Annotated in this window: 19 protein-coding genes and 1 riboswitch; of the genes, 6 read left to right on the plus strand and 13 right to left on the minus strand. The window is 50.7% G+C overall.

Features of this window, described 5'->3' with window-relative positions; all coding sequences use genetic code 11:
- Nucleotides 1-82: 82 nt before the first annotated feature.
- From JJQ72_RS08805 to JJQ72_RS08835, 7 genes are all read right to left on the minus strand, one after another.
- Nucleotides 83-568: a DUF4385 domain-containing protein gene (locus JJQ72_RS08805; RefSeq protein ID WP_208203412.1), complete on the minus strand. Its 486-nt coding sequence runs from the start codon at nucleotides 566-568 to the stop codon at nucleotides 83-85.
- 184 nt (nucleotides 569-752) lie between these two features.
- A complete protein-coding gene (locus tag JJQ72_RS08810; RefSeq protein ID WP_208203413.1) occupies nucleotides 753-1,955 on the minus strand; it encodes a GGDEF domain-containing protein in 1,203 nt (400 codons plus the stop codon).
- 188 nt (nucleotides 1,956-2,143) lie between these two features.
- Nucleotides 2,144-3,151, minus strand: a complete 1,008-nt coding sequence (locus JJQ72_RS08815) for a DMT family transporter (RefSeq protein ID WP_481856830.1) — start codon at nucleotides 3,149-3,151, stop codon at nucleotides 2,144-2,146.
- Nucleotides 3,152-3,292: 141 nt separating this feature from the next.
- Nucleotides 3,293-3,452, minus strand: a riboswitch (FMN riboswitch).
- Between the two features lie 168 nt (nucleotides 3,453-3,620).
- Nucleotides 3,621-3,947 (minus strand): thioredoxin family protein, encoded by a 327-nt coding sequence (locus JJQ72_RS08820; protein ID WP_138224889.1) that lies wholly within the window; start codon nucleotides 3,945-3,947, stop codon nucleotides 3,621-3,623.
- A 93-nt stretch (nucleotides 3,948-4,040) separates the two neighbouring features.
- Nucleotides 4,041-4,394, minus strand: a complete 354-nt coding sequence (locus tag JJQ72_RS08825) for a DsrE family protein (RefSeq protein WP_138224888.1) — start codon at nucleotides 4,392-4,394, stop codon at nucleotides 4,041-4,043.
- A gap of 28 nt (nucleotides 4,395-4,422) precedes the next feature.
- On the minus strand, nucleotides 4,423-4,728 hold the full coding sequence (gene trxA / locus JJQ72_RS08830) for a thioredoxin (RefSeq protein WP_138227646.1): 306 nt from the start codon (nucleotides 4,726-4,728) through the stop codon (nucleotides 4,423-4,425).
- Between the two features lie 125 nt (nucleotides 4,729-4,853).
- A complete protein-coding gene (locus tag JJQ72_RS08835) occupies nucleotides 4,854-5,561 on the minus strand; it encodes a Crp/Fnr family transcriptional regulator (RefSeq protein WP_138224887.1) in 708 nt (235 codons plus the stop codon).
- 223 nt (nucleotides 5,562-5,784) lie between these two features.
- On the opposite strand from JJQ72_RS08835, the gene JJQ72_RS08840 reads away from it, so the two are divergent.
- The gene (locus tag JJQ72_RS08840; protein WP_243895966.1) at nucleotides 5,785-6,747 is read left to right on the plus strand and encodes a DMT family transporter; all 963 of its coding nucleotides are present in this window, start codon (nucleotides 5,785-5,787) and stop codon (nucleotides 6,745-6,747) included.
- Nucleotides 6,740-7,321: a TetR/AcrR family transcriptional regulator gene (locus JJQ72_RS08845; RefSeq protein ID WP_208203415.1), complete on the plus strand. Its 582-nt coding sequence runs from the start codon at nucleotides 6,740-6,742 to the stop codon at nucleotides 7,319-7,321. The genes JJQ72_RS08840 and JJQ72_RS08845 overlap by 8 nt, the downstream gene beginning before the upstream one ends.
- A gap of 77 nt (nucleotides 7,322-7,398) precedes the next feature.
- Here JJQ72_RS08845 and JJQ72_RS08850 read toward each other — a convergent pair whose 3' ends face one another.
- Nucleotides 7,399-8,298, minus strand: a complete 900-nt coding sequence (locus tag JJQ72_RS08850; RefSeq protein WP_208203416.1) for a LysR family transcriptional regulator — start codon at nucleotides 8,296-8,298, stop codon at nucleotides 7,399-7,401.
- Between the two features lie 109 nt (nucleotides 8,299-8,407).
- Here JJQ72_RS08850 and aroC point away from each other — a divergent pair, with 109 nt between their 5' ends.
- Nucleotides 8,408-9,463, plus strand: coding sequence for a chorismate synthase (gene aroC / locus JJQ72_RS08855; RefSeq protein WP_138224884.1), 1,056 nt, complete (start codon nucleotides 8,408-8,410; stop codon nucleotides 9,461-9,463).
- A gap of 93 nt (nucleotides 9,464-9,556) precedes the next feature.
- Here the strand turns inward: aroC and JJQ72_RS20460 are convergent, their stop codons facing one another.
- On the minus strand, nucleotides 9,557-9,835 hold the full coding sequence (locus tag JJQ72_RS20460) for an RNA polymerase sigma factor (protein WP_347880731.1): 279 nt from the start codon (nucleotides 9,833-9,835) through the stop codon (nucleotides 9,557-9,559).
- Nucleotide 9,836: 1 nt separating this feature from the next.
- Nucleotides 9,837-10,073, minus strand: a complete 237-nt coding sequence (locus JJQ72_RS20465) for a hypothetical protein (RefSeq protein ID WP_243895967.1) — start codon at nucleotides 10,071-10,073, stop codon at nucleotides 9,837-9,839.
- A 190-nt stretch (nucleotides 10,074-10,263) separates the two neighbouring features.
- On the opposite strand from JJQ72_RS20465, the gene JJQ72_RS08865 reads away from it, so the two are divergent.
- Nucleotides 10,264-11,190 carry an ArsR/SmtB family transcription factor gene (locus JJQ72_RS08865; RefSeq protein WP_208203418.1) on the plus strand — a complete coding sequence of 309 codons (927 nt, stop codon included), beginning with the start codon at nucleotides 10,264-10,266 and terminating at the stop codon, nucleotides 11,188-11,190.
- Between the two features lie 96 nt (nucleotides 11,191-11,286).
- On the opposite strand, the gene JJQ72_RS08870 is transcribed toward JJQ72_RS08865, so the two are convergent.
- A complete protein-coding gene (locus JJQ72_RS08870; protein WP_138224881.1) occupies nucleotides 11,287-12,552 on the minus strand; it encodes a mechanosensitive ion channel family protein in 1,266 nt (421 codons plus the stop codon).
- Between the two features lie 107 nt (nucleotides 12,553-12,659).
- Complete coding sequence (locus JJQ72_RS08875) at nucleotides 12,660-12,992, minus strand: hypothetical protein (protein ID WP_208203419.1); 333 nt, start codon at nucleotides 12,990-12,992, stop codon at nucleotides 12,660-12,662.
- A gap of 171 nt (nucleotides 12,993-13,163) precedes the next feature.
- Here JJQ72_RS08875 and JJQ72_RS08880 point away from each other — a divergent pair, with 171 nt between their 5' ends.
- Nucleotides 13,164-14,642: a potassium/proton antiporter gene (locus tag JJQ72_RS08880; RefSeq protein ID WP_138224879.1), complete on the plus strand. Its 1,479-nt coding sequence runs from the start codon at nucleotides 13,164-13,166 to the stop codon at nucleotides 14,640-14,642.
- Nucleotides 14,643-15,463: 821 nt separating this feature from the next.
- Here JJQ72_RS08880 and JJQ72_RS08885 read toward each other — a convergent pair.
- Nucleotides 15,464-16,147 (minus strand): hypothetical protein, encoded by a 684-nt coding sequence (locus tag JJQ72_RS08885; RefSeq protein WP_208203420.1) that lies wholly within the window; start codon nucleotides 16,145-16,147, stop codon nucleotides 15,464-15,466.
- Between the two features lie 179 nt (nucleotides 16,148-16,326).
- On the opposite strand from JJQ72_RS08885, the gene JJQ72_RS08890 reads away from it, so the two are divergent.
- Nucleotides 16,327-16,581, plus strand: a complete 255-nt coding sequence (locus tag JJQ72_RS08890; RefSeq protein WP_208203421.1) for a hypothetical protein — start codon at nucleotides 16,327-16,329, stop codon at nucleotides 16,579-16,581.
- Nucleotides 16,582-17,396: the final 815 nt, after the last annotated feature.

Raw genomic sequence — 17,396 nt, forward strand, 5'->3', positions numbered from 1 at the left:
TTTCAGCCTGCGGATGTTTGCCGCTCCAAACTTCTTCAGCTGCTCCGGAATGCTCCATATGTCCTACGCCGCTTCGGCATCCTTAATGCTGCTTCTGCTTCTCCCGCTTCTCCTCCTGCTCATACCGGTCCCGGTGCTCCTCCTTCATCCTGATATAATCAGGATCACTCTTTGCTTCAAACCATTTCTTTTTGAAAATCGCCGCCGCTTCTGCCTTGATCTTGTCGTTCTGGTAAGGCAGAATGGCCCCGTCCTCCTTGGAATATTTCCGTCCGCCTTTATGGTTCGTGTATCTGCGGGCCCTTGTATAGCCCATCTGCAGAAATTTTCTGGCCATATCCATACCGACGAAATCGCCTTCATCTTTATAATTCAGAAACATTTCGTATATCTTTTCCGAGGATTGACTTGCGATTTCCGGGGTCTTGAACCGCCAGTGGGGCAAAATCTCACCCTTGTACGGCTCGACGAGCAGGACCCCCTGCTCTCCCCGTCCGACCGTGTACAGCTCCGGCTGCTGACGAAGGTCCAGCTGCTTGTAATCCAGGGAGTAATCAAATTCCTTCATCTTCCTCACTCCTTCGGGATTGTTGTACCTTATCTTTACCCGAAAAAGCCGCCCGAATAACGAGGAGCACCGGCATGTGCCGCGGCTTCTCGTTATCCGGGCGGAGAGCCGGCAGATCTCAGCATATATAAAAAAGACGGCCAGAATCTCTCTGCACCGCCTTGCCGTTAGTCTGCTGCTGCCCCTACCCTGCCGCTTCCGCCGCAATGCCATCTCCCTTGCCATGTACGTCCGGGAGGGTCCGCATGACCCGGTTCCGGCCGGCCTGCTTCGCCTCATAAAGTGCAATATCGCTCAGCTTGTACAGCTTGTCGATAGACATCCTATCCTTCATATGCACCGTGACCACTCCGATACTGAGCGCAAACGGAATTCCAGAACCATGCCGGGAATCCTCGGCTGCCTGCCGGATCGCCTCGGCTACCACATCAGAGGCTCGCTCGTCGGCAAAGGGCAGCAGCACCGCGAACTCATCACCGCCATAGCGTCCCAGCAGATCTCCCGGCTCCAGTGCTGCCTGAACCAGACCGGCATACTCCTGCAGCACCCGATCGCCCATATCATGGCCATAGGTGTCGTTAATGTCCTTGAACTCATCTACATCCATAAGCATAAAGGAAACCGGTGCCCCTTTCCTGCGGCACTGCTCCAGCGCCAGACGCGCTTCGGTAATGAAGGTTCTGCGGTTGCGCACACCGGTCAGATCATCATAGCTGGCCAGCCGCAGCAGCTCGGCATCGGCTCGCTCCTTGGACAACAGCACAAAGCTGGTGTTACCCATAAATAAGAGCAGAAACAGAAGCAGGAAGGCGAGCGGCTGGAACACATTCGGCTCATACAGTGACGTCGGCCCATCTGTTGTCCAAGCCACAATGCCCCTTACGAAGGTTCCTCCTGCGATCAGGATGCTCGTGAAGGCGGTGATCTTCATTAAGAGAGAAGCACGAGCGCGGCGCAGCATCTTGACTGCTGGCAGTATAAAGTACAGGGACAGCCCGAAGGAGGCAGCAACGATCCGGTATTTCTCCATGCCCGTCCCCAGTGCAACCGAATAAAACAGTATCAGGCACCCGGCGGTCAGCATGATATACATGGCCCGGGTACGTCGGTCAAAGGCATCCACCAGCCGCAGCAGCGCTGCTGCCTCGCATGCAGCTGCCATGAACAACAGCGTGTTAGCCGCATATACCGTCAGGAGGTCAGGGGCTTCATTGCGAAACATGGCGAGCATCCATCCGCCTGCCTGCAGCATCTTTGCCGCATAAAAAGCATTAACCGCCCGGTCCCTGTCATGCCCCCGGCGGTATGCCCAAATTAACAATATGGTAAACACATGCCCTGTGACGAGGCAGATGAATACAGTGTTCATATCCAGATTCAGATTCATATGCATCAATCCAGTCATTACGAGATTCAGTCTTTCGATTAAATTCGATAGCTGCAGCGCCAATTCCTCTTTTAAATTACATTTTTTTCAATGAAAATCGACAAAAAAAGACTGCAGGACACAGATCTGAAATCTTGCAGATGCAGTCTTGTTAAGATTGGCAAGGTCACAGCCCTTTAGGATGCTGTTCAGGCGCTGGCCTGCCTATAGGGTGACGGCTGCTGCTCGGCTGCCGCAGCGTGATTCGACTGCCTGGAGCGCAGATACAGACTTAGCCAGATGAGCACGAAGCCCAGCGTTTGTGCAAGCGTGATTGTTTCCTGGAAGACCATCCAGTTGATCAGTACACCGACCATAGGAAAGCTCAGCTCGGCAAGGGTCGCAGCGGACGCTTTCGTTGTCGTCAGGCCCTTGTAATAGATCATCAGGCTCAGCAGTCCCGGCAGCAGCGCTTGACCCGCCAGATTCAGCATGACAGCTGTACCTTCCGCCGTTCCGGCTGCCGGAAGATTCCAGGCTGCGCCCTCGCTCCAGGAGATCATGGAAAGCAGTGGAAGCGCCAGCACGAACCTGAGCGAGGTTACGGTTTCGTATTTGATCTTGCCGACCATCATCCGCCCCATGACCGTGGAGCCGCCCCACAGAGCAGCGGCTCCCAGAGACATCAGGCTCCCGGCCTGAAGATATTGTCCCCAGTTCCCTCCCGGAAACGACAGGCCGAAGGTCAGCATATAGGTTCCAGCAAGCGCAATGCCCAGCAGCCAGCCAAAATGGCGCGGCAGCCGCTCCTTCAGCAGCAGGCTGGCGAGAATGATAGCAAACAGCGGCTGAAGCTTTTGCAGCAGCAGCACAGCATTCAGATTGCCGCTCGACAACCCCGCCGTAAACAGAATGGTGGCGAGCGCCGAGCCGCCCCAAGAAATGAACAATAGCGCCCCCGCATGCTTCCAGCTCAAAGAGAGCAGCTCTGCCCGGTTACGCCAGAGAATGGGCACCGCGATCAGCGAGATGAGCAGATGCTCCAGCATCACAATCTGCGCCGAGGTCATGTAGTTCAATAACGTCACCCGAAACAGGGGGTTAATCCCCCAGAGCGCGGCTCCCAGAGCGACGAGCCAGAAGCCGCCTCCTGCGTGAAGCCGAGAGTAATTCCTTCCATCTGCATGGAGATTGGAGCTTGTGCCTGCACGTGCCATCATTGACTTCTCCTATCCTCGAATACGGAGTCTTACCGCAAGAAAGCCCCCGGCTGTCCATTCCATCCTGGAATCGAGAGCTCGGGGGCTGACCAAACAAGCCTGCTCACGCCGTTCAAAAAACCGCGCAGCACACCTGTGATTGATCTTCTCCCATCCGGACTTTACCGTCGGCCCTGGAATTCCACCAGGTCAGTCGCTGTATAAACCATACAGCGAGTCGCGGGCTTATGCATGAATGCCTTAAGAGATTCATGCCATCACCGCCGGTCAGGAATTTCACCCTACCCCGAAGATCCATATTCAAATTTATATTTGTAATGTCATCTATATCATCTGATTATACACCAGTTTATAATAAGTTACTATACTTTTGTATGTTTAAAATGCACTTTCGCTGTTTTCCCGCCATTCGTTAAGGAAGCAGCCCCGGCTTTCTCAGACCGGGGCTGCTATTTCATGACCAGATTCAGTTCTTGGACTCCAGTGTCTCCAAATACTCTGAAATCTGATTCGGCGTCTTGGCATACTTGCTGTGCAGATGTGCCAGCTTCACGCCATTTTGATACACGAGCAGGCTTGGAATGCCGCGCACTTCATTATGGCTCGCCACATCCTCCAGCTGCTCCACATCCAGGGCATAAAACTCCTTGTCGGGATGCTTGCTTACGATGTCAGGCATAAATTTGTCCAGCGTCTTGCAATCCGGACACCAGGTGGCGTCATATTTAATGACCGTCAGCCCTTCGCGGTTAATCAGATCCTCATATTGCTGCTTGCTTTGAATTCGATCCATGCTCTGCATCCTCCTTCAGCTCATCGTCTAACCTCTCCGGCCGGTCTCGGCACATGAGATGTATTATATCATACCCGGCAGCGGTGCGCCGGATTAAAGGGTGATGATCTGGTAGTCGGCAGCAACCAGCTCGGCGATGCTTGGATGTCCGTCGCGCTCTCCCATGGAGGCCAGACCGGACTGCTTCACATCCTCATTTACGCCAAATGCGTTCGAGCAGTATTCGCAGACGCCTGCGATCAGACCCTGGTTCTTCACGGCATTGTAGACCGGATTGTAGTCACTTGCCGGATCCTCAAATTTCTTCACCCACACAGTACCTGCTCCGTCAAAAATAACCTTGACCTCATGGCCCGCCTCATTCAGCTCCATAGCATACAGCAGAGCGTGAAGCGCACGGCCCAGCTCATTCTCTGACGAGTGAACAATAATCGCAAACTTTTTCATTCTGCAGCCTCTCCTTTTGGGGGTAAGATTATATATTTAATTTGTTCTTCAACACTTCTTTGCTTTGAAGACCAACCATTTTATCCACAAGCTCTCCATCTTTAAAAAGAAGCAGTGTCGGAATACTCATAATTTCGTATTTGGACGCAAGCTCCGGCTCCTGATCGACATTCACCTTCGCAATGGTAGCCTGATCCAGCTCCGTGGACAGCTCCTCGATGATCGGAATCTGGATTTTGCACGGTCCGCACCAAGGTGCCCAGAAGTCAACCAGTGTGACCCCCTGATCAATTTGCTCTTGAAACGTGGATTGCGTTAAAGTAACGGCTCCCATGTTGTTCACTCCTTTTCTGTAAGTTGAACTCATTGTAGACCATCTCCTCTCCCTAGTTCTGTAATGTAACTTACAAAAGAAAAGAAACCTATAAAAAGTTATAGGTTTCTCCGGATGTCGCATGCTTATTTGCTTTTGCAGCCTAGCTCCAGACAGCTTCTTGACGCCGCTTGATATACCGCAATGCTCTTGCGGCCCGTCTCCAGCATGCCGTCCCTAACCAGCTCATTCAGCACAACCGTGACAGCCTCGCGCGTGGCGCCGATCATATTCGCGATCTCCTGGTGCGTCAGGGCGAGATCGATTTTGACCGGGTCTTCCTTGCCGATGCCGAACTTCTCGGACAGCTTCAGAAGCAGGTGCAGCACCCGTTCCCGCAAATCGCCAAATGCCAGCTTCTCCAGCATCTCATCCCGCTCCCGAAGGAGGGTGCTGAATTCAGCCAGCAGCTTCATAGCCAGCTCCGGCCTTTTGGATAAGAAGGCCTCAAACTGCTCGCGTGGAATAGAACAGATCATCGTCTCTTCCAATGTTTCTATATAAATGCCGCCGGTTCCGAACGAAAAGGTGTCGATCTCGCCAAACATATTGCCCTTGCCCAGAATGCCTGCCGTGAACTGCTTGCCTTCGAGGCTGATCTTGTAAAGCCGAAGCTTGCCCTGCTTAATGAAAAACAGTCCGTCGCGGTTCGTATCCGGCGTCTGGATCAATGTGCCCTTAGGCAGCGCATCAAAATGAGTCATCGGCGCGATCTGGTCCAGCTCCTGCAAATCCTGCTCAGCCAGCGCCTCAAAAATGCTGACCTTTGATAAATACCATAACTTGTTATCCATCTCCCGCCTCCTCTTGTTTCGTGGATTTCAAGCTGCCAAGCCTCTTAAGATCCAATATATTATAAAACACGGGATGACAAAAGCGGAAATTCCAGCTTCATGCTCTTTCGGAAATACAGACGTCCAATCCAGCGGACACTTCATCACGCCTTGACAGTATACCAACCGGTATGGTTACATGTAAACATTATACCGATCGGTTTATAACTAGAGGAGGCTTACTATGATTATGCTCTCAAGAGCTGCACAAGCTATATGGCTGAAGCTGCTAAAATCCCCTTTATGGCTGGCGGCAGGCTTTGTCATCATGTGGAGCTCCGGGTTTATCGGAGCGAGATTGGGTACGGATGAAGCTGGTTCCATGACGATCTTGATGTGGCGGTTTATTATAGCGGCTGTTGTGCTGGGTGCATGGTGGGGCTGGCGGCATCGAACGAGGCTAACGCTCCGAACGGTCATTACGCAAGGCCTGCTCGGCCTGTTTGCCCAAGGAGCGTATTTGTATTGTGTATTTCTATCCATTGAAATGGGCGTATCTGCCGGTACGTCCAATCTCATTACTATCCTTCAGCCCATTGCAGCGGCTGCGCTGGTCGGCCCTGTTTTGAAGGAGCCCACCTCCTTGAAGCAATGGGGCGGACTGGCGCTTGGACTGCTTGGGGTGCTGCTCGTGGTATTCGAGGATCTTGGCGTGCGTTCCGAGGCTCCGCTGTGGGCCTATGTGTTATCCTTCCTGGCTATGATCAGTCTCGTGGGCGCGACGCTGTACGAGAAAGCACGACCTTCCACTGTCAGACTGGCAGATACCCTGTTCATCCAGACCGTCATCAGCGCCGTGCTGTTCTCGTGGATGGGTGCTGCCTCCGGACAGGCGTCTCCGCCAGTGTCGGCTGATTTCTGGCTGGCGGCTGCCTGGCTCGCCGGCTTCTCGACCGTGGGAGGCTACGGCTTTTACTGGCTGAATCTAAAAGCTGGAAGTGTGACCCGGGTGAGCAGCCTGCTCTACCTGACCCCTCCCGTAACTATGCTGTGGTCGTTTCTGATGTTTGGAGACAAGATCGGTATCCTTACCGTAGCAGGAATGTTAATCTGTGTATGGAGTGTCACCGCCATTGGCAGTCCGCGAAAGCGACAAAACAGACACATCACCCATGTGAATGAAATGGAGAGTGAGCGACATGAATAACAATACCTCTTTGACTCCCGCCGCCCAAAAAATCCTCGATACCGCATCCCGACTGTTCTACTGGCGAGGCATTCATGCCGTGGGTGTCGAGAGCATCGCGAGCGAGGCTGGCGTAACCAAGAAAACCCTGTACGACCGATTTGGCTCCAAGGACCAGCTGATCGTTGCTTATTTGAAGGAGCGTGACCGCAAGTGGAAGGAGCATCTGATACCCTATCTGGACGCCGTAGAGCAAGGGCAGCCCATTGATAAGATCCTGGCCGTGTTCGATGCGCTGGAGAGCTGGCTCCATTCACAGAACCAGCGGGGATGTGCCTTTATCAATGCCTTGGCCGAGCTGGATGAGCTGCATCCGGGACGTGCAGTTATAATAGAAGAAAAAAAATGGCTGAAGGAGCTGTTTGGTGACCTGCTGGAGAAGACAGATCACGCTGAACCCGCGGCAGCCGCAGAGCAGCTGCTCATGCTGCACGAGGGCTTGATGGTTACCTATTCCATGAAGCTGTTCTCAAGCGGTGTGGAGTCCGTGAAGGAAACCGCGGCCGGGATTGTCCGGGGGAGGAGTAATTCCTAAACGGACAGGTCAAGAGCTTATAAGCTCACCCACTTGATCGCGGTTGCGCTGACAGTGAGCATCTGAGGATCCATCTTTTATTCCTTCACAGTCTCCAGATGCTTCATAAATGCGCTGGCGGCCAGAGACCGCGCTCCCCCCTTGCGGACAGCGATGCCGATCTCGCGGTCCGGCAGCGGCAGAGCGGTGTTCAGCATGAGCAGCTTGCCCTGCTGAATGCGTTTCTCGGCGAAGCTTCTTGGCAGAAAGGCCGCTCCGTAGCCCCGCTCTGCGAACTCAGCCAGCATATCCAGGCTGTTCAATTCGAAATCCCCTTGAATTTCTACGCCCTGCGATAGAAACCATCCCTCAATAAAAGAACGGGTGGAGCTGCCAGAGGACAACAGCAGCAGCGGCAGCTCCGCAAGCCTTGCGGCAGACAGCGGCTCCCCTCCCCCCGCCCATCTCCGAAAGCTCTCGCCCACGACGACACAATAAGGCAATGTCTCATAGCTCCAGCTGGTGATCTCCTCATCCTTTACCGGCAGATGGACAAAGCCCAAATCCAGCGTTCCGTCCTTCAATTTTTGCACAACTGCTCCTGTACTTTCCTGCACCAGCTGAATGCGGATGCCGGGGTAATGATTGTGGAAGCTGTCCAGCAGCGGAATGAGCAGCTCTTTAATCATCGCTCCATTGGCTCCGATGCGCAGCTGGCCTTCTTTATATTCCCGCAGCTTTAAGAGCTCCTTCTCGGCGGACTCCAGCTCTGCGAAACTTTTTTGCACCCGGATGTACAGCACTTCTCCCTCCGGCGTCAGCCGTACCCCTTTGGACAATCGCTCAAACAGCTTCACTCCGAGCGATGTCTCCAGCTGCTTGATGGCATAACTCACCGAGGGCTGCGTCAGATGCAGCTGCTCGGCCGCTTTGGTTAAATTAAGCGACTCTGCCGCCGCCAAGAACACCCGATACCCTTCCATGCTGGTCTTCAGCATTCTGTCATCAACCCTCTCTATGACAAAGCTCAATAATAACAATTTCATTTATTTCAAGTATACCGTTATACTAAGAAAAGAGAAACTTCAAGAACATGGAGGCATGGTTATGGCAGGCAGTACATTTGGAGAGCGATTCAAGATGACCACCTTCGGCGAATCCCATGGTGATTCTGTCGGAGTTATTGTAGAAGGCGTTACGCCGGGCGTGGAGCTCGACGAGTCTTACATTCAGGTACAGATGGACCGGAGAAGACCGGGTCAGTCCTCAGTGACCACCCCCCGTAAGGAATATGACAAGATCCGGATCGTATCCGGGATCTTCGAAGGCAAGACTACAGGTACACCGCTGTGCATTTTGTTGAACAATACGGATATGCGGCCGTCCAGCTATGATGATATCAAGAATATGTACAGACCCGGACATGCCGACTGGACCTATGAGAAAAAATACGGGATTCGCGACTACCGCGGCAGCGGCAGAGCCTCAGGCCGTGAAACAGCAGGGCGTGTAGCCGCAGGTGCCGTAGCCCGCAAGCTGCTGGAGCTGAAAGGCGTTGGTGTGCTGGCGTATACCACCCAGGTAGGGGACATTAAATGCGAAACCTTTGATCCAGCTGCGATCGAGAGCAATCCGGTTCGCGCGTGTGACCCGGCCGCAGCCGAGCTCATGGTCCGCAAGATCGAGAAGCTCGCTGAGGAAGGCGATAGCTGCGGCGGTATCGTGGAATGCCGCATCACTGGTGTTCCGGCAGGCCTTGGCGAGCCGGTCTTTGACAAGCTGGATGCTGAGCTGGCCAAGGCGATGCTGTCGGTCGGCGCCATCAAGGGCATCGAATTCGGCACAGGCTTTCAGGCCGCTTCCATGCGTGGCAGCGAGCATAATGACCAGATGGATAACTCCGGCTTTCAAACCAATCATGCCGGCGGTATCATCGGCGGCATCAGCACAGGACAGGAAATCGTGTTTCGCGTTGCGGTGAAGCCGACCTCTTCGATCTCTCTGTCCCAGCAGACGGTAGACACTCAAGGCAATGACCGCGAGATCAGAACGATCGGCCGTCATGACCCGTGCATCTGTCCCCGTGTCGTGCCTGTGATCGAGGCAATGGCCTGCATGGTCATTGAGGATCATCTGAAGCGCCAGGCGGCTCTGCTGTACTAAGCTGTAACTAGAGAGACGGCTCTGCGAGATCATGGTGATCTCGCAGAGCCGTTTTGTATTGTAGGCAGGTCGGTCCTGCCTAGCTTCGAAAGGTTACAGCATTTCACACTCCGGCTGATGCCTTTTGCGCCTCCCGTCCACAAATCCCCCATGCTGCGCTCCCAGGCTCTGCATAATTTTTTTCCGGGCCCGGCTCATTCGGTTTCGGACGTTAACGATTGGAATTTGCAATACTTTGGCGATATCCTGGGTGCTGAAGCCTTCATAATAGTATAAATACATAGGCTGGCTCATCGTTGACGGCAAAGACAGGATGGCAGACAGCACGTCATCCTCTTGCGCATTTAAATTGATGTTCTTCAGCAATTCCACACTACATCCTGCCCGCTTTCCGTTTCTTGATTCCCTGGCGGGGGTTGAACAAAGACCGGAGCAAGAATCTGAGTTTTTTTGAAATGTTTCTGTATTCCCGTGTGATTTCAGTGTATTTGCTGATCTGTTTCGTATCCCTCTGCTGCTCTTGTCCATACTTCCACGCCTCCCTTGCCTTTTTCTCTAATTCCTGCTGCTGTTCTTCAATCAAATACTCTGACCCAAACCAATTATGCATTGTAGTCCCTCCTAAAATGGGATGATCATCAGAATAGGTTCCCTAACCGCTCATTCATTTAGTTCATAATTTTTAGAACTAATCTGTTAAGTTCAATAATACATGAACTTTTTATTTTTGCAATCCTTTTTTAGCCCAAGTATGTTAAACTTGTGTTTGACCTGAACTTGAGAAGGAGCGAATTGAAGGTATGACCGTGATCCACATCGACTACTCTCCCGTGCATGAGCTTGCGACGAGCTTGTTTGCCTATCAAGACCGAAAGAACCAGCTTCACGACCTGGGAAACAAGTGGAGAAAGCAGATGGAGAAGCATCTGTCGGACTCCTTCGATGCCCGGCTGGATCAGCTTCAATTCTGCGATCATATTTCTTTTTTGCATTTATTAATCCTGGACAGCCCTGCCAAGCATGAGATTGACGCTTACTTGAACTGGATGGCGGAGCTGGGCGAGGGTGAATTGTATGAAAGGCTCTCCCCTTATCTGGAGGAGGGTCCCGGCATGAGCATCGGCTTGAAGGCGTTCCGTGACGGGAGTGTGGATGTACTTCGGGAATGGCAGCAGGCCTGCCACATTTCGGACCACATCCTTGGCAGCCTTCAGCGTTCCGCCGCCCGCGTGGAGGAGCTGAGCCGGACATTATCTTATCCTGACCTGATTGATGCTGCCACGAGCGGGGTGGTGCTTGACCTGGAGGAAGAACTGGAATTTATTCTGCTGATTCCTGCCTACCACATTAAGCCGCTCAACCGGATCGATATTATGAACGACAAGCAGCTTGTCGTCAGCTATGCCGTTGATGATGAGCAGATGAATGAGGATACACCGACCAGCCAGATGCTGCGGATGATCAAGAGCCTTGCCGATGAGAAGCGCCTGATTCTGCTGCATATCCTGGCCGCCGGTCCTGTCACGTTTACCGAGCTTCAGCAGAAGACCAAGCTGTCCAAGAGCAATCTCCACTATCATCTCTCTCTGCTCAAAACAGCCGGACTTCTCCGGATGCATCTAAAAAAGCAAGGGGAGCGCTACAAATACAGCGCGCGCCCGGAATCCTTCGATTCACTTCGGGATATGCTGGAATCCTACGTATTCGGGTTAAACCGAGATAAGTAGATCTGAGCTGCTTACTAGCTCACACACAAAAACCTCTCTCCACAGCCAGGCTGCGAAGAGAGGTTTTTTATGTGCTTTTGTGCTGTAGGGAGCAGATTACGAGTAGCCGCGTTCCGGCCGTTCCGACTGTTCTGGTGTCAGCATCTGCTTCAGGTCATGACCGGAAGGATTCTGGAATACACGAAGCCCGAATTCCGGTGCCACTGCAATAATGTGATCAAATACGTCAGCCTGCACATTCTCGAATACCCCCCAGTCAATATCGTTCGTGAACGCATAAATCTCCAGAGGCAGACCGTTCTCTCCGGCCTGAAGCTGTCTGACCATGCAGGTCATACCCTTGTGAATCTTGGGATGGCGCCTTAGATAGCATTCGATATACACCCGGAATGTGCCCAGATTGGTCAGAGCTCTGCCGTTGACCTTGTTCAGCTCGTCAATCTGGTGCTCCAGGTTGTACTGCTGGATCTCAAGCTCTTTTTGCGCGATATAGTCCTGAAGGCAGTGAATGCTTCTGAACTTCTCGATCATCTCCGGACTGCTGATGGACACGCTGCTCATATCCACATAGATGGACCGCTTGATCCGCCGTCCGCCGGAGGTCTGCATCCCTCTCCAGTTCTTGAAGGAATCCGAGATCAGCGCGTAGGTCGGAATGGTCGTGATCGTCTTGTCAAAATTCTGTACCTTCACCGTGTTCAGGGAAATGTCCAGCACATCGCCGTCCGCGCCATATTTCGGCATCTCAATCCAGTCACCCACACGGACCATATCGTTTGAGGTTAGCTGCACGCCTGCTACCAGACCCAGAATGGAATCCTTGAATACGAGCATGATGACCGCGGACAGCGCGCCAATCCCGCTAAGCAGGATGACCGGACTCTCCCCGATCATGTTGGAGATAAGCAGAATAGCCCCGATAATATAGATGAAAATCTTCACAACCTGCACATATCCCCGGATCGGCCGGGCTTTGGAAACCTCATATGTGTTATAGATGTCATTGATGGCATTCAAGAACGCATTCAGCACCATCAGCACAACGACAATGATGTAGAGCATGACTCCTTTTTCAATCAGATGCTGATACGCCGGGAACAAATAAGACGAGTAATATATGATAATGGCAGGCACCACATGTGACAGCTTGTGAAATACCTTTCGCTCCAGCAAATAATTGTCCCATTGATAACGGTTGTTGTGAATGTAGTAGGTTAACACATTCAGCACAACGCGCTTGGTTACATAGTTCGCAATGATGCTCAGCAAGGCAATGACCGCAATCATGATGCCATTAGCCAAATAGGTAACCATCGCGCCTTCAACGCCCATATTGATCAGCCAGTCTTGAATAAAATCCATATCTTCCTCCTTGTCATCCATCACACCATGCGTTAAGCACGGCAAAGTAATAGCCTCCATTTTAACATACATGGCAAGCCATTCGGGGAGGATCAGGAAATTTAGGGTTAGATATTTTTACCAGAGGCTGCCCGGGCCAGCTCCCGATGGCCGCCATAGCTCAGCAGCGCAAAGACTGCGTTGACCGCCACAAAGGCGTAATACGCCGGATTCATGACCCTCGCCACGCCCCAGGAGAGCAGCGCGAGAAACAGCATAAACCCGCAAGTCACCTTCGGTACCTTGAATACAAACGGCCACGCCAGCAGCTGAAAAAACAACAGACATCCGCCGATGTAATGAACGACTTCTCCCTGAAATCCGATCGGCTCCATCGTAAAAAACTGATAGCCCATCAGAAGAAGCCATACGGCCAGCAGCACCGCCGCTGCCATCCTCATGCGTCCTCTCCCTCTCTTTAAATAAAGTATGTACTTTCATTATTCCCTAGTATCCGCTTCGCATCAAGCATGTGATCACTTCCTGGCAGACATCTACATCTTGTATCCGGTTTGTCGTCTGTGCCATTTTGGGCTACAATATTTATGAGTGCAGCAGAGGGGGAATGCCGTTTGGAGTTCACAGTCGATCGTTCCGTTTTATTATTTTCAGCCTTGTTAGTGATCGGAGTCTTTACCACGAAATTCTCTTCCCGGTTAGGAGTCCCTTCCCTTGTATTCTTTATTGCGGTCGGGATGATCCTCAGCCGGTTTATTTATTATGATAGTGCCTTTCTGACTCAACTGTTCGGGGTGCTTGCTCTGATTGTGATCCTGTTTGAGGGCGGCTTGCAGACCAAATGGTCCAGCACTAGAAAAGTTATTATCCCATCCGTCACGCTAGCCACCGTTGGCGTGTTTATTACGACTGCAATTATCGGGGTGCTGGCCAAATATATTCTGGGCGTCAGCTGGCTGGAAGGCCTGCTGTTCGGAGCCATCGTCGGCTCCACGGACGCCGCAGCCGTATTTGCTGTCCTGGGCAACAAGAATATTAAGCCCCGGTTGACCTCTACGCTGGAAGCCGAGTCGGGGACAAATGACCCGATGGCGATCTTTTTGACCGTTGCCCTGATCGAGCTCATCATGCAGCCGGATACCAGTGTATGGTCGATGGTGCTGGGGCTGTTCTGGCAAATGGGACTGGGCCTCGCCGCCGGACTGCTGTTCGGTAAAGCCTCGGTCTGGATTATTAACAAAATCAATCTGGATTCGTCCGGGCTCTACCCCGTGCTCTCGATGGCCCTGGCGATTCTTACGTATAGTGTCACAGCTTTGCTGCAGGGCAGCGGGCTGCTCGCCGTTTACGTCATGGCCGTGCTGGTCGGCAATTCGGATCTGACGTATCGGCACTCCATCTTCCGCTTTAATGAAGGCTTTGCGTGGATGATGCAGATTCTGATGTTTATTTTGCTGGGATTGCTCGTGTTCCCGAATCAGCTGATTCATATTGTATGGCAAGGACTTGCCTTGTCTCTCCTGCTGATGTTCGTTGCGCGTCCTATTGGCGTGTTTATCAGCCTGAGGTTTCTGAACTTCAACCTGAAGGAGATTACGTTTATTTCCTGGGCGGGGCTGCGCGGGGCCGTACCGATCGTACTGGCCACTTATCCGATGATGGCCGGACTGGAAGGAAGCCAGCTGCTATTTAATGTTGTGTTCTTCGTCGTGCTGACGTCCGCACTCATTCAAGGGGCGACTATTACACCATTAGCTAACAAGCTAGGCCTTTCCGGCGGCAAAAAAGTATCCGTGCCCCACAGTCTGGAGCTCGTATCCATGGGCCAGACCAATTCGGAAATTATCGAAATTGTTGTGGAGCCCGGCTCCCGGGTCGCCGGCAAGGAGCTTCGGGAATCCCAGATCCCCCACGTCGCGCTGATCAACGCAATCGTGAGGGAGGGCAAGATTATTACGCCAAGAGGGCAGACCCTGCTCCTCGAAGACGACATTCTGTACATCCTCCTGCCGAAGACACGGCGAGAGGAGATCAAGGCCTTCTTCCGCACCGTGCCGGTGCCGGAGGCTGCGGCTGAGAAGAAGCGGAAGTAAGCCGGGTGTGGGCAAAGCCCCGGTATGCGGGGCCGTTTATGCGGGCAGCGCGCGATGCGCGTGCGGGAAGCGGGGCGCGTGTCGGGGCAAGGCAGAGCGTGAGCGTGCGGTGCAGGGCGTGTGCCGAGGCAAGAGCTATGCCGGAAGGACGTGCATGAGCCCTGCGCAGGAAGCGGGCCCTGCGCTCCCCGCACCTGGCATAAACATTGAAAAACTTACGGTATGAAGCACATGCCGCTGTATTACGAGCCTCTTGAAAGAGCAGGCTCGTGATATGGCGGCTATTTTTGTTAACACAAAATGAATTTAAACAAAGAGAACAGAAAGCTCTTCCTACTAAAGCCGACTACTAAAGCCGATGAACTTTGCTTTTAGTAGATAATCCACATCCAATTCAATCCCTAACGGAACCAATGGAAAGCTACAAACCCCACACGAACCATGCAACTACAAATAACACTCAATACAAAACTCCCCTGAATCATGGTCCATATGTGTGAACAGCATAGCGGTTTTGGTTGAACAAAATGTGCAGTTTTTCATCCTAACATCCTCCTATATTAACCTGAACATAAAAAACCGCAGACTTCTACCCCAAAAGGTCAGTGTCTGCGGTACTTCCGCTCACAAGGTTTATTTTATTCCTTCCAATATACCTCAGCTGAGTTGGCGAGCAAGAATTATTACTTCATAACTTGAGAAGACCACTAGATACTCTGCTAATGAAGTTTAAGCTATAAATTTGATCCTTTCTTCGGTCATTGAGAAGATAGATCCTTGGGGAATGTAATTCTTACACCTAGAAACAATTTTTTGGAAAATCAGATGTTGTTGAGTACGTCAAGATTTAACCTGACTTTATCCTTATACTTGGTTAATAATTCTTCTTTGTACTTCTGGAAGTCTTCAATGGTTTCAAAAGTTCTATCGTCCCCACGCAAAGAATTCATTAACTTCCCTTCCAATAATGCATCTTTATAACCTTGTTTAACGAAATCAGCCTTCCAAAATTCCTCTTCAGATAATCCTGTGATTCTGATTCTGTTCTTCATCATATCGTAAACATCTTGTACTTCTGGAGATGACAAATCCATTTGATTTTCAAATACATCTCGTTGAAAATCGATCTCTTTTTGTACTTCCTCATCGCTCACAGTAATTCCTTGCTGTATAGCTTCATATGCAGTTAATTTGTCTTTTAGCATATTATCAATTAGATACTGATCACTGGGCACTTCAGTGTTTTTCAGTTTCGCAACCAATTGTGCATTTGCTTTGTAAAAAACAAAGTCTTCTACGTCTACTTTCAGTGTATCAAAAGATGCCAAATTTTGATTTTGTATAGCACTGATCTTATCGATCTTATCAATCGTTACTTTCATCTCATCAAATGATTGACTGATTAATTTTGAATTACTGTTATTAGATGAAGCAGAAACCATTGATAACATCATAGCTAAAGCACAAACTCCTGCGGCGGGAACCAGTAAATATTTTTTCTTCATGTATATACCTCCCTGTTAGTGATTTATAGTATATGAATTTTGAACTGATCCTCCACCCATACACATACTCGGATCAGCCAACCAAATTTAATATCGAATGTAACTTTGGAAATAAAAAGTGTTTTATATTATAATCTTATTTCACATTAAAGTAAAATTATAACAAGGAAGTGATCGAAGTGGATCATAAGCCTGAGGACGAAAATCAAAAGTATGATTTAAACGAATTGAATGATGACGTATCTTTCAATAGTGTGACCGATCATTATCGTAATGTAATGGGGGCTCCTACTAAAAGAGTAAATATGAATAGTTTACCAAAACCAATTAGATGGTTTATGTATTTAATATATATATTTGCAGGATTGGCTGCTCTATCTATCTTAGCAATTATTATTTACCAGATAATCACTAAAATAAAAGAGAAAGTCTAACTAACTTTTTCCAAATGTGCACGAATTCCATTTCAATATTTAGTGGGATTCTCAATACACTTTATCACTATTCATGACAATATACGTAGAGCAAAGCGATCTTTGCTATCTCATCATGCGAGTTATGTCCACTAAATTCTTTTCGATATATCCGTGACGCTATTCATCCTTTCCAGACTATCCAACCTCCTACTCTCCCCCTTCGAGTTAAATATTACTGCAAACCTAATGACTTGCCGTGCATTTCCTGCACGAAATTGCATCATTTGCAACTCAGAAAAATTGATCCCACCTCGGCCTGTCCGAGAACCGCACCCGAGTCCTTCTTCGTACCCTGGTCGGCAAAAAACTGCTCACCGTAGCCAGCGGCAAACTGCGCTATCGCACTTATCAACTTCGTAAATAAGGCTGATCGTCTACAAGTGATCACACTTTAAGGATGAAAATGACTAGAGTGAGGACAACTACCATGGGTTTCACTGCTGTGCCTGATCCCGCGGCTAATACTTGCTACTGCTTCTGACCGCGCTCCTGCTCTAACGGATGCCCGCGAGCCCGAGTGATATTTAGTGTGTTGACGGTGGCGGGGACAGTTACGTTTGCACACTTTGAGGTCTCGTAGTTGAGATAGGTGCGGCTAACGGTTGCCACAGTGCTTATTGGAGGTATTGAGTAACATTTCTCTTTCTAAAGGTTGCTACAGTGGCTATTTGCACTGAACTGCGCGTTTTCCTTGCAATTTGCGTTGTTTAGCCACTCTGGCAACCGTTAGATTTGCAATGTGCACAATAGCTGCTAGTTAACGCTTGTGGCAA

The sequence above is a fragment of the Paenibacillus sp. F411 genome (assembly GCF_017582705.1).
Lineage (GTDB): Bacteria > Bacillota > Bacilli > Paenibacillales > Paenibacillaceae > Paenibacillus_AQ > Paenibacillus_AQ algicola.

Bases quoted from the DNA above. Each gene is read 5' to 3' on its own strand.
- JJQ72_RS08805 (WP_208203412.1), bottom strand. From the start codon at position 568: ATGAAGGAATTTGATTACTCCCTGGATTACAAGCAGCTGGACCTTCGT.
- JJQ72_RS08810 (WP_208203413.1), bottom strand. From the start codon at position 1,955: ATGAATCTGAATCTGGATATGAACACTGTATTCATCTGCCTCGTCACA.
- JJQ72_RS08815 (WP_481856830.1), bottom strand. From the start codon at position 3,151: ATGGCACGTGCAGGCACAAGCTCCAATCTCCATGCAGATGGAAGGAAT.
- JJQ72_RS08820 (WP_138224889.1), bottom strand. From the start codon at position 3,947: ATGGATCGAATTCAAAGCAAGCAGCAATATGAGGATCTGATTAACCGC.
- JJQ72_RS08825 (WP_138224888.1), bottom strand. From the start codon at position 4,394: ATGAAAAAGTTTGCGATTATTGTTCACTCGTCAGAGAATGAGCTGGGC.
- trxA (WP_138227646.1), bottom strand. From the start codon at position 4,728: ATGGGAGCCGTTACTTTAACGCAATCCACGTTTCAAGAGCAAATTGAT.
- JJQ72_RS08835 (WP_138224887.1), bottom strand. From the start codon at position 5,561: ATGGATAACAAGTTATGGTATTTATCAAAGGTCAGCATTTTTGAGGCG.
- JJQ72_RS08840 (WP_243895966.1), top strand. From the start codon at position 5,785: ATGATTATGCTCTCAAGAGCTGCACAAGCTATATGGCTGAAGCTGCTA.
- JJQ72_RS08845 (WP_208203415.1), top strand. From the start codon at position 6,740: ATGAATAACAATACCTCTTTGACTCCCGCCGCCCAAAAAATCCTCGAT.
- JJQ72_RS08850 (WP_208203416.1), bottom strand. From the start codon at position 8,298: ATGCTGAAGACCAGCATGGAAGGGTATCGGGTGTTCTTGGCGGCGGCA.
- aroC (WP_138224884.1), top strand. From the start codon at position 8,408: ATGGCAGGCAGTACATTTGGAGAGCGATTCAAGATGACCACCTTCGGC.
- JJQ72_RS20465 (WP_243895967.1), bottom strand. From the start codon at position 10,073: ATGCATAATTGGTTTGGGTCAGAGTATTTGATTGAAGAACAGCAGCAG.
- JJQ72_RS08865 (WP_208203418.1), top strand. From the start codon at position 10,264: ATGACCGTGATCCACATCGACTACTCTCCCGTGCATGAGCTTGCGACG.
- JJQ72_RS08870 (WP_138224881.1), bottom strand. From the start codon at position 12,552: ATGGATTTTATTCAAGACTGGCTGATCAATATGGGCGTTGAAGGCGCG.
- JJQ72_RS08875 (WP_208203419.1), bottom strand. From the start codon at position 12,992: ATGAGGATGGCAGCGGCGGTGCTGCTGGCCGTATGGCTTCTTCTGATG.
- JJQ72_RS08885 (WP_208203420.1), bottom strand. From the start codon at position 16,147: ATGAAGAAAAAATATTTACTGGTTCCCGCCGCAGGAGTTTGTGCTTTA.